Source organism: Marinomonas sp. S3726, assembly GCF_000967665.1.
In the GTDB taxonomy this organism is placed as follows: domain Bacteria; phylum Pseudomonadota; class Gammaproteobacteria; order Pseudomonadales; family Marinomonadaceae; genus Marinomonas.
The window spans coordinates 170,018-187,365 of the sequence record NZ_JXYC01000012.1 but is presented as its reverse complement, the minus strand read 5'-3'; the positions used below and the strand labels follow the sequence as shown (position 1 = coordinate 187,365).

General features: G+C 40.1%; 19 protein-coding genes and 1 riboswitch. Of the genes, 7 read left to right on the top strand and 12 right to left on the bottom strand.

The features are described 5' to 3' along the window. Positions 1 to 11: 11 nt before the first annotated feature. The 12 genes from TW85_RS11525 to TW85_RS11470 form a co-directional block, all read right to left on the bottom strand. Positions 12 to 785, bottom strand: coding sequence for a thiazole synthase (locus tag TW85_RS11525; RefSeq protein WP_046017263.1), 774 nt, complete (start codon positions 783 to 785; stop codon positions 12 to 14). Position 786: 1 nt separating this feature from the next. After that, on the bottom strand, positions 787 to 984 hold the full coding sequence (thiS, locus tag TW85_RS11520) for a sulfur carrier protein ThiS (protein ID WP_046017262.1): 198 nt from the start codon (positions 982 to 984) through the stop codon (positions 787 to 789). Next, the gene (locus TW85_RS11515; RefSeq protein ID WP_046017261.1) at positions 981 to 1,997 is read right to left on the bottom strand and encodes an FAD-dependent oxidoreductase; all 1,017 of its coding nucleotides are present in this window, start codon (positions 1,995 to 1,997) and stop codon (positions 981 to 983) included. Before TW85_RS11515 ends, thiS begins: the two co-directional genes overlap by 4 nt. Then, positions 1,987 to 2,709 (bottom strand): TenA family protein, encoded by a 723-nt coding sequence (locus TW85_RS11510; protein WP_202904853.1) that lies wholly within the window; start codon positions 2,707 to 2,709, stop codon positions 1,987 to 1,989. The genes TW85_RS11515 and TW85_RS11510 overlap by 11 nt, the downstream gene beginning before the upstream one ends. A gap of 73 nt (positions 2,710 to 2,782) precedes the next feature. Continuing rightward, positions 2,783 to 3,718 (bottom strand): ABC transporter substrate-binding protein, encoded by a 936-nt coding sequence (locus TW85_RS11505; protein WP_046017260.1) that lies wholly within the window; start codon positions 3,716 to 3,718, stop codon positions 2,783 to 2,785. Positions 3,719 to 3,755: 37 nt separating this feature from the next. Beyond that, positions 3,756 to 4,517: an ABC transporter permease gene (locus TW85_RS11500; RefSeq protein ID WP_046017259.1), complete on the bottom strand. Its 762-nt coding sequence runs from the start codon at positions 4,515 to 4,517 to the stop codon at positions 3,756 to 3,758. Next, a complete protein-coding gene (locus tag TW85_RS11495) occupies positions 4,514 to 5,341 on the bottom strand; it encodes an ATP-binding cassette domain-containing protein (protein WP_046017258.1) in 828 nt (275 codons plus the stop codon). Before TW85_RS11495 ends, TW85_RS11500 begins: the two co-directional genes overlap by 4 nt. Before the next feature lie 3 nt (positions 5,342 to 5,344). Beyond that, entirely contained in the window at positions 5,345 to 6,169 is an 825-nt protein-coding gene (gene thiD, locus TW85_RS11490) for a bifunctional hydroxymethylpyrimidine kinase/phosphomethylpyrimidine kinase (RefSeq protein ID WP_046017257.1), read from the bottom strand. 61 nt (positions 6,170 to 6,230) lie between these two features. Continuing rightward, a riboswitch (TPP riboswitch) is annotated at positions 6,231 to 6,336 on the bottom strand. 162 nt (positions 6,337 to 6,498) lie between these two features. Beyond that, the gene (locus TW85_RS11485) at positions 6,499 to 7,533 is read right to left on the bottom strand and encodes a lipase secretion chaperone (protein WP_046017256.1); all 1,035 of its coding nucleotides are present in this window, start codon (positions 7,531 to 7,533) and stop codon (positions 6,499 to 6,501) included. 13 nt (positions 7,534 to 7,546) lie between these two features. After that, positions 7,547 to 8,491, bottom strand: coding sequence for a triacylglycerol lipase (locus TW85_RS11480; protein ID WP_046017255.1), 945 nt, complete (start codon positions 8,489 to 8,491; stop codon positions 7,547 to 7,549). 194 nt (positions 8,492 to 8,685) lie between these two features. Beyond that, positions 8,686 to 8,928, bottom strand: a complete 243-nt coding sequence (gene tusA, locus TW85_RS11475) for a sulfurtransferase TusA (RefSeq protein WP_046017254.1) — start codon at positions 8,926 to 8,928, stop codon at positions 8,686 to 8,688. Between the two features lie 25 nt (positions 8,929 to 8,953). Further along, positions 8,954 to 9,559, bottom strand: coding sequence for an alpha/beta family hydrolase (locus TW85_RS11470; RefSeq protein ID WP_046017253.1), 606 nt, complete (start codon positions 9,557 to 9,559; stop codon positions 8,954 to 8,956). Positions 9,560 to 9,791: 232 nt separating this feature from the next. Between TW85_RS11470 and ccoN the strand changes: the two genes are divergently transcribed. The 7 genes from ccoN to TW85_RS11435 all read left to right on the top strand — a co-directional run bounded on the left by ccoN (position 9,792) and on the right by TW85_RS11435 (position 17,347). Then, positions 9,792 to 11,234 carry a cytochrome-c oxidase, cbb3-type subunit I gene (gene ccoN / locus TW85_RS11465; RefSeq protein WP_046017252.1) on the top strand — a complete coding sequence of 481 codons (1,443 nt, stop codon included), beginning with the start codon at positions 9,792 to 9,794 and terminating at the stop codon, positions 11,232 to 11,234. Positions 11,235 to 11,245: 11 nt separating this feature from the next. Continuing rightward, positions 11,246 to 11,848 carry a cytochrome-c oxidase, cbb3-type subunit II gene (ccoO, locus tag TW85_RS11460; protein WP_046017251.1) on the top strand — a complete coding sequence of 201 codons (603 nt, stop codon included), beginning with the start codon at positions 11,246 to 11,248 and terminating at the stop codon, positions 11,846 to 11,848. A gap of 9 nt (positions 11,849 to 11,857) precedes the next feature. Then, entirely contained in the window at positions 11,858 to 12,037 is a 180-nt protein-coding gene (locus TW85_RS11455; protein WP_046017250.1) for a CcoQ/FixQ family Cbb3-type cytochrome c oxidase assembly chaperone, read from the top strand. Beyond that, positions 12,034 to 12,933, top strand: a complete 900-nt coding sequence (ccoP, locus tag TW85_RS11450) for a cytochrome-c oxidase, cbb3-type subunit III (protein WP_046017249.1) — start codon at positions 12,034 to 12,036, stop codon at positions 12,931 to 12,933. The genes TW85_RS11455 and ccoP overlap by 4 nt, the downstream gene beginning before the upstream one ends. Before the next feature lie 102 nt (positions 12,934 to 13,035). Then, the gene (gene ccoG, locus TW85_RS11445) at positions 13,036 to 14,442 is read left to right on the top strand and encodes a cytochrome c oxidase accessory protein CcoG (RefSeq protein ID WP_046017248.1); all 1,407 of its coding nucleotides are present in this window, start codon (positions 13,036 to 13,038) and stop codon (positions 14,440 to 14,442) included. Between the two features lie 53 nt (positions 14,443 to 14,495). Further along, entirely contained in the window at positions 14,496 to 14,972 is a 477-nt protein-coding gene (locus tag TW85_RS11440; RefSeq protein ID WP_052702110.1) for a FixH family protein, read from the top strand. Continuing rightward, the gene (locus tag TW85_RS11435; RefSeq protein WP_046017247.1) at positions 14,969 to 17,347 is read left to right on the top strand and encodes a heavy metal translocating P-type ATPase; all 2,379 of its coding nucleotides are present in this window, start codon (positions 14,969 to 14,971) and stop codon (positions 17,345 to 17,347) included. Before TW85_RS11440 ends, TW85_RS11435 begins: the two co-directional genes overlap by 4 nt. Position 17,348: the final 1 nt, after the last annotated feature.

Here is a 17,348-nt window from a genome sequence, read left to right as displayed (position 1 = left end):
CTCCTAATGAATTAGCTTAAAAAAGCTTTCCCCATCATAGGAGTTGAAGGCTCCGCCATATCTCTCGCATCAATCGGGTCTGCCTCATAAGCTAGCAGGCCAGCCTCTATTGCCAAGTTAAATGCTTTAGCCATTGCAACTGGATCGCCAGCACCCGCAACAGCAGTATTAAGAAGAACAGCGTCAAACCCCATTTCCATAGCTTGAGCAGCATGAGATGGCACCCCGATACCAGCATCAACAATTAAAGGCGTATCAGGAAAATGCGAACGCATAGTTTTTAATGCATATGGGTTATTTAAACCTCGACCTGAACCAATAGGCGCCCCCCAAGGCATTAACACCTCGCAACCTGCCTGTAGTAGCTTATCGGCAACAATGAGATCGTCCGTGGTATATGGGAATACTTTAAAGCCATCCGCGACTAAAATTTTAGCAGCTTCAACTAATTCAAAAACGTTAGGTTGCAGCGTGTCTTCTTCACCTATAACCTCTAATTTAATCCAGTCTGTATTAAAAACTTCACGCGCCATATGTGCTGTCGTCACCGCTTCTTTTACCGTGTAACAACCGGCTGTGTTGGGCAACACTTTAAGCTTTAAATCTTGGATGATTTGCCAGAATGCTTGACCAGCATGGTCGCCCCCACTTTCGCGTCTTAATGATACTGTGACAATTTGACTCTGACTCTGCTTGATTGACTCCGACAAGATAGCCGGCGATGGGTATTGCGCACTACCTAAAAGCAATCTATTGGTAAATTTTTCACCGTAAACTTCTAACATTCTATCCACCTTGCATCGGCGCTAATACTTCAAGTTTATCGCCTTCATTAATCTGAGTATTTTTACGCAGAGATAAAGGCACAAAATCACCATTAATTGCGGTCGCTATCGTCACTTCCTGATAACCCAATTGAATAAGTACGGCCTCAAGTTCGGTATGCTCTACCGTCGTCTCAACACCATTTAAATATATCTTCATACCCTATCTTCCTTTATCTTGAAATCAGCGAGTTTTTCAATTTCATGCGTATCACTAAAAATGGAATCCGCTGCGAGTTTCGCCATGTAAGGCGCTAACAAATAACCGTGACGATATAGACCATTAATACGCCAAATATTATTGTCTCGCTCAACTCTAGGTAAGTTGTCGATAAAAGCGGGTCTCAAATCAACGCCCATTTCAATAATTTCAGCTTCTGCAAAACTTGAGTGCAATGCATAAGCAGAACCAAGCAACTCTAACATTGAGCGCACACTAAACTGATGACCATGCCCATTTTCAATCATGGTGGCGCCTATCATAAAATGCTGATCATCACGCGGAACAACATATAAAGGAATTCTTGGATGGAGCAGCCTAACAGGGCGAGAAAGGCTTATTTCATTGGTTTTCACCAACAACATCTCACCTTTAACAGGTCTTAGGCTTTGCACAGTTTTAGCGGCGTTATAGCCTCTACAATCCACTACTTTTTCTGGCAGTAGATCCTCTGGCTCGATTTCTTGTTCAAAGTTGATTTTAACGCCTAACGCCTGAACAACTTCTGTCAATCTGATTAAGGCTTTTCTAGGATCTAAATGCGCTTCATCTTTAAAAAATAGCGCTTCTTGATATTGAGAGGCTAAGTCAGGCTCTAGACTTGAAATAACATCGTGACCAACAACCTCATAAGCTTGTGTTCGTCTTGCAAAACGTTTTAGCTCTTTTTTATCCCTTTGCTGTGCAAAAACCAAAGTTCCTTTGGCATCTACAAAGCCTTCACCTAATGCATTTTGCCACCAAGCCAATGACTCTTTACCATATTCGAGTACAACAGGTTCGGCATTTTCAGCTTCACACCATGGTGCAAGCATGCCACCAGCAAACCAAGAACAGGCTTTTTCACCCACTCTTGTTCCTCGCTCAAACATTTCAACCTCAACACCTTGCTGCACGAGTTGCCAAGCAAGGGAAAGCCCAGCCACACCAGCACCGACAATATTAACCTTCATTGACATCTAAGCCTTGCTGCCAAAATGCAGCTTCCATTCTAGTTGCAGTGGCAAAAATGCGACTTAATTTAACCCATCTAGGTGAGTCAGCAGGGATATTTTGCAATAAGCTTTCTAGATGTGCCATTTGTGCCAAAGCAGACTCAATAAACTCACTTGATGCGTAGGTTTCTATCCATTCTAAATAGGGATTGCCTTGCTTCAAGGTTATGACATCTTGATCTAGACTGAATCCAATTTGAGCATAACCTAACGCACAAGGAGCGAGAGCAACAAGTAAGTCGGTAAGATCGCCTGCTTGACCTGCATCTAGTACAAAACGCGTATAAGCAACAGTCGCAACACCTTCGTCTAGCTCATCAAGCGCTTTCTCTTCAAGCCCCCATTCTTTACAGCAATTAATATGCAATTGAATTTCATGCTCTACCAAACCAGTTAAACAGGAAAGATTGGGCAGCATATCTTCAATCGAATCACTTTTATAAATAGCAAGCGCATAAGCTCTGGCATATTGTTTAAGGAACAAATAATCTTGCTGTAAATAATGCTGAAAAGCGGGCTTTGATAAGACACCTGTCGCTAACTGATTAACAAAGTCATGCTGCGTATAAGCTAACCAGTCCTTTTCATTTGGTTTCACTAACATTTCACTAAGGCGATTTAACCCTTTTAGTGACATCAAGCTTTCACTAATCGTGTTTGCATCTGACATATAAATCACTCCAAAGGGCCTTAACACTTAAACTTGCGCTAAAACCCTAAATTTAAAATAGGTTAAGTACCAATTAAAAAAGGTAGTCGTTAGTATTTGGTAATTTTGAAATAATGCCAGCTGACTGTAAGAACTCAGCATAGGATTGGTAGCGATTAGCATCATAAGCCGCTGGGCGGAGCGCCAATCGAGTCAAGGTATCTTTCCATGCAAGCTGATTAAGCTTGGTATCAAGATCTTTTTTGTATGACTTGAACAACTCCCAAGCTTCATTTGGGTGGTTAACAATGTATTGAGTGGCAAGCTCTAGCGCTCGATTAAACTTAGCTACTTGTGTTTTATTAACTGAACGAGAGTTTGCAACAACAACTAACTCATCATATGGAGGCACGCCCTCTTCTTCTACAAAAAATGCTTTACCTTCAAAACCTTCCATCGCGAGCTGATGCATTTCAAAGTTACGATATCCACCATAGATGGCATCAACTTTTTTAGATGCCAAAGAGCTGGATAAAGCCCAACCAACATTAATGACAGATACATCGCTTAAACTTAGACCTGAGTTCTCAAGCATTACACCGATTGTTGCTTCGCTGACGCCACCAGAAATAGCAGTACCAATAGACTTACCTTTAAGGTCAGCTAATGAGTTGATATCACCATCTTTCAAAACCATCAGCGTGTTAAGTGGTGTTGCTATCAAGGTTGAAATACGAGTAAGTGGCAATCCGTGAGCTACATCTTGTATTAGTTCAGGCTGATAAGTCACTGCAAAATCAACCTTACCCGCAGCAACCAATTTAGGAGGCATGCTAGGGTCTGCTGGTTCTTGCAAGTTAACCTTTAAACCCTGATCTTTAAACAGGCCTTTTTGCTCCGCGATAATCAAAGCAGCGTGGTCTGGATTAACAAACCAATCTAACATCACATCAATACTCTCTTGAGCCTGAACGCTCAAACTGAGTAATGAACCCGCTATTAATGCATTTAACTTCTTTAACATAGACATAATATTTCTCTTATTTAAGGGTGATAACTGGGTGCTATTAACTATTGTCTTGCTGCCAAAAAATCAGTTTCTTGAGACACTGATCAGCAAGGTAATAAAGTGAAATCGAAAGTAGACATAATACGAATAGTGCTGCGAACATATCTGCCACTTGCATTCGCGCATTGGCATAAAGCATGAAGTAGCCCAACCCTTGAGATGAGCCAACCCACTCTCCTATGATTGCGCCAATTGGGGCAACAACCATCGCCATTCGAAGCCCTGACGCCATGACAGGTAAAGCAGCAGGAAGTTGAATTCTAAAAAGAATACTTAGACGATTAGCTTGCATTGATTGAGCAAGCTCAAGATAGTCTTTTGATGATTGCCTTAAACCATCAAATGATGTCATTAGAATAGGAAAGAAGATAATGACCGCGGCCATAATGACTTTCGAAACTATCCCATAACCAAACCAAAGAACTAGGATAGGCGCTATGGCAAACACAGGAATCGCCTGACTGAAAAGCAATACAGGCAAAAGCCAAATACGAACAGGCTTAAAGTAAACCATTAAAATCGCAAAAATTAATCCGGCTGACACTCCCAGCAACACACCAAAGACAATCTCAATTAGAGTCACCAAAAAATGTGGGTATAACACATCTGTTAACTGCCAAAATCTTGTAAAAACTTTCTCTGGTGATGGAAGAATAAAGCTAGGAACTTGAGTTACTGCTACTATCAACCACCAAAATAAAACTAGTAGGAAACTTATTACGAGCACTCGGCTAAAGCTTGTATTGATAAATTTATTCATTGCCTTGCCTGCATTATCTGCATCAATTGCCCATGATAACCAGAAACTTCATTACCAATATTTCGTGGAGGTAAAGAATTAGGTAAAGGCATAGGCTCTAGTGTTTTGAGAGTCGTTTCTTTTTCAGTTTTATTTGAAAAGTGTAAAATGTTATGCCCCATAACTAAGGCTTCAAGTGGGTCATGTGTCACTAAAAGCACAGTCTTGTTTTTTAATAGGTGGCTACTTAACTGCTGTAACTTATCGCGTGTTATGGCATCAACTGACGAAAATGGCTCATCCATTAATATTATCGATTTATCTTGAATTAAGGTTCTCGCTAAAGCGACTCTCTGCCTCATACCGCCTGACAAGGTAAACACTTTCTTATCAGCTTTATCAGGTAAACCGACTTGCTCTAAAATTTCTTGCGCTCGACTTTTTAACGCCTGATTGAATTGACTTTTTTTCTTCAAGATTGGTCGCTTAAGATCATAAGCAAGCAGCACATTATCAATAACAGATAACCAGGGCAGCAATAGATCCTGCTGCGCCATATAAGCGAGCTCATGCTGGAAGCCTTTTACATCAAGACTTGAATGCACACTTGTTTGTATCAATAAATCATTCACACAAGCATTCTTATGTAGCCCAACTAAATGCTTTAATAAGCTAGACTTGCCACAGCCACTTTGACCTAACAAGCAGGTCACTTGATTTAACGGTAATCTGAGCTCGATATCTTGGTAGATATAGCTTTGACTAGCCTCATACTTGAGACTAGCTGTTACTAGGTATTCATTTTGTTTAGTGAGGTTTGATGCTAAAACATTACAAGCTGACATCTATCACGCCTTAAGCATAAAAAAGTGATCAACAGGCCCGCTACCTTGACCTAATTGATAATTCTTAGCGGCGACTAAAGCTTGTGAAATATATTCCTTAGCTTTTCTAATCGATTCAGACATAGACAAGCCTTGTGCCAGATAGCTCGTTATAGCTGAAGATAAGGTGCAACCCGTTCCATGAGTGTTAGTTGTGACCACCCTTGTTTTAGAAAAGTACTCAATTTGATTTTCGGTCACCCAAACATCTGTGCTGTCTTGAGTGTCCATATGCCCTCCTTTTAATAAAACGCCTTGAGAGCCAAGCGACAAAAGAGCATTGGCTGTACTTTCTAACTCTGCATTAGATTTCGGAAAAGCGTTAAGATCTCTACCTAATAAGACTTGCGCTTCATACAGGTTTGGCGTGATTAAATCAGCCAAAGGAATGAGGTGATTAACGAGGCTTGAAATTGCTTGCGATTCTAAAAGTACATCGCCGCTTGTTGCCACCATAACAGGATCTAAAATTACTGCTTTTGGTTGGTACTTTTTTAGTATTTGAGCAATCATGAGAATTGTATCTGCATCTGACAGCATGCCAATTTTAACGGCATCAACTTTCATATCAGAAAAAATACTCTCAAGCTGATCTTCAACAAACGATTGCGGCACAGGATGTATGGCGCTAACACCTTGCGTATTTTGCGCTGTTAATGCTGTGATCACTGAACATGCAAATGACCCAGTTGCAGACATGGCTTTAATATCGGCTTGAATACCTGCTCCACCACCACTATCAGATCCAGCAATAGTTAACGAAATATAAGGTTGATTGCGCGTTTGCATATAAGGCTCCTAATTAAAACTGGAGCCTAAAAAAGACAGACAGATCGAAATTGTCTAAAAGAGATGAGGCTTGCCAGTTCCCTACGCCAGTATTAACTGGGTCAGGTTCAACGGGTCTAGAGGCGAACCTCAGTCTCAGCTCAAAAAGAGCACCCCGACTAACTAAATATGTATTGCTGTTAAGCAAATTTTGCGTGATATTGCCTAGACAAATTGAAGGTGTCAACTAGTTAGTCGAAGGAGTTTATCTACTAATAATTTATTAAAATCTTTAATTTTAAATAAATTTCACAATAAATCAATAAGTTAACAACAACACAAGTTTGTTATTACTCTAGCATAGCAACCAAAGCATTAAGTCGCTTTTGCTCACTTAAACTGAAGCTTGATTCAATTAAGTACTTTAATTCTAAACTTTGATCTTGGGTAGATAGACCTGAATTTAAGATACCTTCCTTTTGCTTTAAATATTCTTTAACTCTTGTATTAAGCTCATTTCGCGACTCTCTAACATTAGCAAGCCTTTGGGCGGCTTCCACTCCGAACTCTTTTACTTGTAGATCAAATAAGCTTTCTCCCGTTTCCTTACTCGTTAGTTCTAGTGTATTTATTAAGCCACTAAGTTTGGTTTTATCCTCTTCACGGTTTGTATCATTACCTTGTAAATTTGCGATTAACGCTTGTTCATCTGCAATATCTTGTGCAAAGAATGCCAACCGATAATCAAGTTCAAAATATTCATAGCGCAATTTATCTATTTCTTGGTATAAGCTAATCTGCCTATTTATGATTGCAGTCTTATCATTTAGGCTAACTTGATAGTTTGAAAATTCATCATCTAATGCCTTTAATGCATATTTATAAGCCTGATAATTTTCCAGCAATGAAAGCGCCTCACTAAGAGCAGGCTCTTCAAGTGATTGCTTGATATCTTCTTTTATTAACTCAATGAGTTGTTCATACGATAATTCACCAAGCAGCGTCATAAAATAATCAAATCTATGCTTAATACTAATATGAGGAAGTAAATGCCCCTCTGCATCAATAGGATATGAGCCAGCTATACTGGTTCCCCTTAACGAGGATTGTGAGCCTATCCATTCAAATTTATCTTTGAAGCGATTGTATTCATTATTTTGTGCAACATTCAGTTGAGCCTTTATGTCGGCTTTTTCTGAAGATGACAAAACGAATGATTCAACTGATTTATTTGAAATTTGGTTATTGGTTAAAGAGCCTTGATCTTGATTGGTCTGTAAGACAGGCGCTGCTTGATAAGCAACACCTGTCCACTTCGCCAAACCAAGAAATGCAAGTCCACCAAACACGATTAAGCAGACTTTCTTAGTTAGGGAAATATTCATAACTCACCAATCATTAAAGGCCAGCATTTTTAAGACGATTAGCATGTGTGCGATAGACGGTTAAAGGATCAGTTGCAAACAAGTGATGTATACCAAAGAATTGGTTTACCTCATCTAGATGGTTCATGCTGTAATCATTTCGAACAACCATACCAAGATTACTATCACAGCTTTCAATCAGGCCATCATTTTTACTGTCGTCAATTAACACAGATGTTAAACCAAGAAAGTAATCACTTGGGTCTAGTGCATTCGTAAACGCACTCGCGCCGCTCCAAGAGTAGTAATTTACACCATTAACACTATATTCACCTTCACCACATGCTGTTGTAGGAATACCTTGAGGATGATTTTGATTAAATGCTAATGAGCCTTCGGTCGTTAAAGAAGTAAGCATGGAAAGAACATCTTGCTCATAACCACCTGCAGATAAATAATCAATCACAGTTGCTAATGCTGTCGTCAATCCAGCTAATACCGCTTCAGCTGCTGAATCTTCTGGAACAGCATTTCTTACAAAATCTGCAACATCAGAGCCTTTATTAACGCCACCCACAGAGGTGACTGAAGCAATTAGATCAGGTCTCACCGAAGCAACATATCTTACTGTAGGGCCACCATGACTATGCCCAATCAGATTGACTTTGGTCGCACCTGTTGCTGCAATAATATTTTGAACTTCAGACAAAAGTTGTTCGCCTCGAACCTCAACTGACTGACTATTTGCTACCTGGGTGGTGTAAACCTCAGCACCTTCTGCTTCAAGTGTCTGCGGAATTTTATACCAATAGTCGACCCCTAACATTTCATCAAAACCTAAAATGCCATGGGTTAACAATATTGGATATTTTGTTTGGGTATAATCATCATCGGAAGATGAAAACCACCAAGCTTGTGAGCTGGCAGACCAAAGGGAGGAAGAAACAATACAGGCGATCGCTAACGATTTCTTAAACATATTCTATTCCTTATTTATAAGCGCACAATACAAACACTAAACGTAAATTAATGACCTATAAGTGCGCAAAATTGCTTTTTATTGTTATGGAATGTCGAGAGTATGTAAGAATCGTGTATAAAACAAACAATTACAGATATGATTTTTTGTTATTTCTCCACTATATAAAAATCAAGTCTAAGTTATATCTTTATTCACTTTTTCTTTTTCTTAATCCAATAAAAAAAGTGTCCTTCTTCTTCGTTTTGCTGAATAAGTTCATGCCCTAAAAACTGGCAAAACTTTACAATATCTCGAGTGGTCGATGGATCAGTCGCTTCAACCTTAAGTATTTGCTCAGCTTTAATCTTTCTCATTTCAACGTGCAAAAGCATGACAGGCTCTGGACAATAAAGCCCAACTGCATCCAAAAAACTATCATGTTCTATAGTGTCCATTATTACTCATATCCCCATTTTAATTTCAAGCTTCAATATTAAAGTCTAAGTCAACCCAAGATTTAATTACGTCATTGATTTCTTCAATGACTTGCGATTGATTTTTGTTCAGCGATTTTAACATATTAAAATCATGATCAGCGCCTTCAAACCAATGCACTTTAATGTTTGGGTTTAACGTTTGTTGTTTAACCCATTCAGGCTTACCAAATGCATCACGAGTCCCCTGTATGATCAAACAAGGTTTGTTAATTTCATGTAAAAAAGACAAGCGATGTTTTTCTGGCTTACCTTGTTGATAAAACGGAAACCCTAAACACACAATTGCTGCCACTCTTTCATCTGACGATAGTTGCGATGCAACACGCCCACCCATGGATTTACCAGCTACAACAAGTGAGTTTAAAGAAGCATTTTGGTCTAACTTATTTCGAAACTCATCGACAAGTTGTGGAAACCGTGTTGGTGGTCTACGCTTACCACTGGCCTCGATTTCTGACATATATTCAAAGGTAAGTGGCAAATAGTTCATTTTTTGTGTGCGACAAAATGTCACGCCAAATTTGTCTAAAAAACCACCACTATGTCCAAGACCCGCACCATGGGCCATATAAAAAGAAAACTTACTCATAAAAATATTGCCATATGACAAAGAAAAGCCATTAAAAACAACTTACTCCAATAGAAAAAAGATCAAAAACGCTTATAATAGCGCGGCTAGTTTACTCACCGCTTCAGTATGATTTACTAATTACTCGAGACTTTTTAAGTCGGTCTTACCAAGTCTTTGTAAGAAGTAACTTAATACGGGCATTTCAATTAATTACAAGGTCAATCACTCTTCGTGGATTGTGGAAGAAACTATGAGCACAGCTTTTGATCATCCAACCTACAACTATAGTGTGGTGCGTGCATTCACCATCATGACAGTCGTTTGGGGTGTCGTTGGCATGGGGTTAGGCGTATTAATCGCGTCACAACTCGTATGGCCAGACATTTTCGCAGGTATTGAATATCTACACTTTGGTCGTTTACGACCATTACACACTAACGCAGTAATTTTCGGATTCGGCGGTTGCGCACTTTTCGCAACGTCTTATTTCGTAGTACAAAGAACAACGCAAGCGCGTCTTTGGTCTGATACTTTAGCTAGCTTTACCTTTTGGGGTTGGCAAACAGTTATCGTCGCTGCGGCAATCACTCTACCTTTAGGTTTTACTCAAGTTAAAGAGTACGCTGAATTAGAGTGGCCTATCGATATTCTTATTACTATCGTCTGGGTTGTATATGCCGTTGTTTTCTTTGGCACTATTATGCAACGTAAGATGAAGCACATTTATGTAGCTAACTGGTTCTTCGGTGCATTCATCGTAACTGTAGCAGTGCTTCACATTTTCAACAGCTTATCTGTGACTGCTGGCTTATTTAAGTCCTACTCCATTTACTCTGGCGCAATTGATGCCATGGTACAGTGGTGGTACGGTCATAACGCTGTAGGTTTCTTCTTAACAGCTGGTTTCTTAGGTATCATGTACTACTTTGTACCTAAACAAACTGGTCGTCCAGTATTCTCATATCGTTTGTCTATCGTTCACTTTTGGGCGTTGATTTCCCTTTACATCTGGGCTGGCCCTCACCACTTACATTACACTGCACTTCCTGAGTGGACTCAAAGTGTTGGTATGGTAATGTCTTTGATTCTACTTGCACCTTCTTGGGGTGGTATGATCAACGGTGTAATGACACTTTCAGGTGCTTGGCACAAGCTACGTACTGACCCTATCCTACGTTTCTTAGTTGTTTCATTGTCTTTCTACGGTATGTCTACCTTCGAAGGCCCAATGATGGCTATCAAAACAGTTAACGCGCTTTCACACTACACTGACTGGACCATTGGTCACGTACACGCTGGTGCTTTAGGCTGGGTTGCAATGGTTAGTATCGGCGCTGTTTACCATATGATGCCTGTAGTATTTGGCCGTAAAGCTGGTGAAATGCACTCAATCAAACTTATTAACGTTCACTTCTGGTTAGCAACAATTGGTACTGTACTTTACATCGCTTCAATGTGGGTAAACGGTATTATGCAAGGCCTAATGTGGCGTGCATTTAACCAAGACGGTTCTTTGGTATACAGCTTTGTTGAAGCTGTTGATGCAAGTAAGCCAGGTTGGACAGTACGTGTAATTGGTGGCGTTCTATTCTTAACAGGTATGCTATTAATGGCTGTTAACACCTACCTTACTGTACGTGCTTGCCAAAAAGAGCAAGAGCTTGCAAACACAGCAAATACACAAGCAGCATAAGGGGCTTTTAAATGCGTCATGAAATAATCGAAAAGAACATTGGCCTTATGATTGCACTAATCATCGTAGCAATCAGCTTCGGTGCTATGGTAGAAATCGTACCTCTGTTTTTTATGCAAAAAACCACTCAGCCTGTGGAAAACCTAAAACCTTTAACAGCATTAGAGCTTGAAGGTCGTGATATCTATATCCGCGAAGGTTGTGTTGGCTGTCACACACAAATGATTCGTCCATTCAGAGCAGAAACTGAACGTTATGGACCTTATAGTGTTGCTGGTGAATCTGTTTACGATCACCCTCACCTTTGGGGCTCTAAGCGAACTGGCCCTGATCTAGCTCGTGTTGGTCAACGTTACAGTGATGAATGGCACCGTGCTCACTTATACAACCCACGTGATGTTGTACCTGAGTCAAACATGCCTTCTTTCCCTTGGTTGTTTAACAGCACTCTTGATGGCAACTCAACTGCAGACAAGATGCTAGCTCTACGCTCTGTTGGTGTACCTTTCACCGATGAGCAGATTACAACAGCGAAAGAAGACGTTCGTGGCAAACGTGAGATTGATGCCCTAGTTGCTTACCTTCAGCAACTTGGCACAGTAATCAAACGCTAGGACTCAATTATGGACATTAATACGCTTAGAAGTATCGCAACAGTATTAGCATTCGTTGCTTTTATCGCTGTTACGTTATGGGCATTCAGCAAAAGAAAGAAAGGTGACTTCAATGAAGCTGCAAACCTTCCTTTTGATGAAGATGAAGATATGCCCAAAAAGCAATCCGTGGAGAATAAACAAAAATGAATGAATTAACTCCTTTTTGGAGCGCCTGGATTATTGCCATCACACTTGGCTCTATCTTTGGCTGCTACTGGTTACTAGCGAGTGTTCGTAGTAATAAAAAACACCCTAACGGTGAAGTACCTACTACAGGACACGTTTATGACGGCATTGAAGAGCTTGACAACCCACTACCACGCTGGTGGTACTGGAAGTTCGTCATTACTGTTGTTTTTGCACTTATCTACCTAGCCCTTTACCCAGGTCTTGGTAACTTTAAAGGCTTACTTGGTTGGACTCAAATCAACCAATACGAGCGTGAAGTTGCTAAAGCGGAACAAGAGTTTGGGCCTTTATTTGCTAAATACCAAAGTACAGACCTTGTTGAACTAAGCCAAGACGAAAAGGCAATGCGCCTAGGTCAACGCTTATTCTCAAATAACTGTGCAATTTGTCACGGTTCAGCAGCGACTGGCAGCTACGGCTTCCCTAACCTAACTGACAACGATTGGTTATATGGCGGTGAAGCAAGCGAAATCAAAACTACCATCTTACACGGTAGAACAGCAGCTATGCCAGCATGGGGCGCAAGTCTTGGCGAGCAAGGCATCAACGATGCCACTCAATACGTACTAAGCCTTTCAGGTAAAGCTACTGACAACGACGCAGTCGCAAAAGGTAAAGATATTTTTGCCGCAAACTGTGTTGCTTGCCACGGCCAAGATGGTAAAGGTAATAAACTGTTCGGCGCACCAAACCTAACTGATGATATTTGGTTATATGGCGGCACTCAGCAGCAAGTTATGCAAACGTTGCGTAACGGACGTGCAGGCAAAATGCCAGCATGGAATGAAATCTTAGGTGAAGACAAAACTCACATTGTCTCTGCTTACGTATACAGCCTTTCTCATCAAGAGTAATGCTTCTTCTCGAGTGTGACACCATGTCACACTCGATCCTCTCTTCTTTTCTGTATTATTCTCCTGTCACTTTCTATTAATCTGTTTACAGGATGAATGGCTATGAGTCAGCAGATTCCATTAAAGAATCTAGATAATGATGTTGTTGAATACGACCTTTATCAAAAACGAACAAAAATCTATACCCGCCGAATTCAAGGCTTCTTTCAATCTATAAGGACTAAGATTCTTTGGGTTTTGATGGCAGGCTACTTTTTAACACCATGGATTAATTTAGGCGATCGTCAGGCTGTATTTTTTGACCTCCCTAGTCGTCAATTCCATATTTTCAATGTTACTTACTGGCCACAAGATTTTGTCTTGCTCGCCTGGCTGTTAATCATAGCGGCATTCGCTTTATTTCTAATGACTACACTTTTTGGTCGAGTCTGGTGTGGCTACACATGCCCACAAACAGTGTGGACCATGATTTTCATGTGGATTGAAGAAAAAACTGAAGGCAACCGTAACCAACGTATTGCCCTTGATAAGCAACCAATGTCGCGCTCTAAGTTTTTTAAGAAATTCAACAAGCATGCTCTGTGGGTATTGTTTTCAGCTTTAACAGGGCTAGCATTTGTTGGCTACTTCACCCCAATTCGTGAGCTTTCCATTGAAATATTCACTCTAGAAGCACACCCTTGGGCTTATTTTTGGATCGCATTTTTTACGGGTGCCACTTATTTATTTGCAGGCTGGATGAGAGAGCAAGTTTGCTCTTTCATGTGCCCTTATGCTCGCTTCCAATCAGTTATGTTTGATACAAACACCTTGGTAATTTCTTATGATGAAGCTCGCGGGGAAAACCGCGGCAAACGTAAGCGTCGTGCAGATCTAAAAGCACTTAACCTTGGCGATTGCATCGACTGTAATCAATGTGTCCATGTTTGCCCTGCTGGCATAGACATCCGTGAAGGACTTCAAATACAGTGCATAGGCTGCGCATTATGTATCGACGCATGCGATTCAGTAATGGAGAAAATGAACTACCCTAAAGGTTTAATCAGTTACACCACTGAAAATAGCCTAGAAGGGAAAAAGACAAAAGTGTGGAGACCAAAATCTATTGGATACGCCATAGCACTATTTATTATGGTAATTAGTTTTGCTTATATTGCGACAGATCGTGAAGCACTTGGATTAGATGTTTTAAAGGATAGAAATCGCCTATATAATACGACCCCTAGCGGCATGATTGAAAATATTTATACCATTAAAGTAATGAATATGGACCAATCAGACCACACTTTCAAACTTGAAGTTGAAGGCTTGGATGGCATTAAAGTAATAGGCCGCAAGAAAATCTACGTAACATCTGGTGAAGTTCGCTCTATTCCCCTTTCAATTCAGGTTCCACCTCATGTTTTGAAAGTACAAAAGAACAAAATCAGTTTTACTATTAGCTCTATCGATGAAAACTTTAATGTTAGTAAAACCACAGAAAGCCGTTTCCTTGGCCCTGTAAACTAACACACTTAAACAAAGGTGCCCTTTTGGGCACCTTAATGAGAGGAAAATTTTAAGTGAAACCGACCCCTTGGTATAAACAGTTTTGGCCCTGGTTTGTTATAGCTATTCCTGTAAGTTCTATGTTTGTTGCCGTAATACAAATTTCATATGCTTTAAACTCACCCAATGACATGGTCGTTGACAACTACTATAAAGAAGGCCTAGGTATTAACACAGTTTTAGATAAACGTAACCTGGCCGCCGAGCTTAATATCGGAGCTTCAATTGTTATCGATAACACCACAGGCGAAGTTATTCTAACGAGTCAAAATGCTCAAGAAGAAACCCTAACACTTAACTTTTTTAACTCAGCTATTTCGGATAAAGATTTCACCTTGACCTTAAATCGTATTGCCGATAATCAATATAGAGGCAACCTCAAAAAGTCTATTTCAGGCATTTGGAATTTATACTTGGAATCAGCTGTTGGCTGGCAAATTGGCGCAAGATTAAACCTTACTGATTCTAATTACGCTCAATTTAAATTATGAGTCAAGAGCCTTGCTACCATTGCGGTGAAGACGTCCCGAAAGACCTAAATATCCAAAGTGAAATCGACAACCAAGTTGTCGATTTCTGTTGCTATGGATGCCAAGCCATTGCAGAGTTTATTCAAGGTGCAGATTTAAGCAACTACTATCAACATCGAACCGAAAAAGCTCAAAACGCTCAAAACACATCCGAGCTAGACAATAAGTTCTCATTAATCAAAGACCCAGATCTCTATCCTTTATATGTATTTGAGAACGGTGATATTCATCATATTCAAATTAGCCTTAAAGGCATGACTTGTGCGGCCTGCGCTTGGCTAATTGAAACTAGACTTCAACAACTTGAAGGCATTTCAAGTATTCATATTAATTTAAGCACCTCTTTAGCCACTCTTGAATGGCAACCAAACAAAATTGAAATCACTGATATTGCAGAAGAAGTACAGCTTCTTGGCTATCAGGCAAGCCCTTATCGTGCAGACCAAACCGATATAGATATCAAAAAAGCTAAAAAAACATCCATTATACGCCTCGGTGTAGCGGGCGTTGGCATGATGCAGGTAATGATGAGCGCCATAGCGCTTTATGCTGGTGACATTCAAGGCATGGACCAAAGCCTTAAAACTTTAATAAGTTGGCTAAGTTTTGCATTTGCCACACCTGTAGTTTTATATTCAGGCTTCCCTTTCTTTAAAGCTGCCCTAAGGGATTTAAAAACACGTCACTTTACAATGGATTTGCCCGTCTCCCTGGGGATAGGACTTGCATACACTGCAAGCATATATTCAATGCTTAGTAAGACTGGGCATGTTTATTTTGACTCAGTTACAATGTTTACCTTCTTTCTACTATTAGGTCGTTTTCTAGAAGAAGCAGCAAGACATAAATCTTATAGCAATAACCGTAACCAACAAGAGCTATCAAGCGCCTGGTTAATTAAAGAAAACGAACCTGTAAAAGAAATCCCGTTAAGCAAAATATCACTCGGTAACACCATATTGATAAAATCAGGTGAAAATATTCCTGTAGATGGCATCATTTCTAAAGGTAGCACCAGTATTGATGAATCAAGCCTAACAGGAGAATACCTCCCTATCACCAAAGCTGTTGGCGACAATGTGGTTGCTCAAACCATAAATGTTGAACAAAATATTGAAATACTAGTATCTGCTATTGGTAAACAAACACGAGCAGCTGCAATCGAACGACTTACAGATAGAGCGTTAAGTGAAAAACCTAAAATAGCTAAGATTGCTGACAATGTAGCTCATTACTTCGTCATTCTTGTACTCATATGTGCAAGCCTAACATTTATAGGTTGGACACTTGCAGGCTCAGATGAGGCCTATTGGATAATGATTAGTGTATTGGTTGTAACATGCCCATGCGCACTTTCTTTAGCGACACCAGTCGCACTCACATCAGCAACAAATAAGCTAAAAGAATTTGGATTATTAGTCACACGTGGCCACGTAATTGAGTCACTTGCAAAATGCAGTCACATAATATTCGATAAAACAGGCACACTTACCCATGGTCAGTTCGACATTAGTCATATTGACTCTACTGATGATACGTTTTGTCTTCAAATAGCAAGCGCACTTGAAAGAGAGTCAATTCACCCAATCGCAAAAGCATTTAGACAGTCATCGCCTATTCAAGCTGAGAATATAATTAATCACACAGGCTTAGGCGTTGAAGGAAAAATAAATGGTGAGCGTTACCTTTTAGGTAACTTAAAGTTTGTTTCTAGCTTGAGCAAGAATATAAAAACAAGCCCTTCTGAATTCACTGGGTTAACCTTATATTTAGCTAAAGAAAATACTGGTGTCATTGGAACCATCTATCTACAAGACAGACTAAGACCTCACTGCCAAGAAGCAATAAGCGACCTAAGAAACAATAAAATTCAAGTGAGCTTGCTAACTGGTGATACAAGTGAGTCAGCAAGATCAGTTTTAAAACCAGAAAAGTTTGATCATTTTAAGTGCCAAGTTTCACCCGAAGAAAAATGGCAATGGATCAACACACAAAAAGACAAAGCTAACATATTAATGGTGGGAGATGGATTAAATGATGTACCCTCTCTTGCTGGAGCAAACACCTCTATTGCCATGGCCGCAAGCTCTGATCTGGCAAAAATCCATGCTGATGCTGTCTTAATAAATAGCCAAATTGAAACAATTAATCATTCGATCAAGCTAGCTAAGAAATGCCAAATCATCATAAAACAGAATTTGTTTTGGGCAGCTAGCTATAACGCCATCATGCTACCTGCAGCAATTCTAGGCTATGTTCCGGCTTGGGCTGCAGCGATAGGTATGGCTCTTAGCTCTTTACTCGTCGCACTTAATGCTAGTCGACTATCTAGATAAT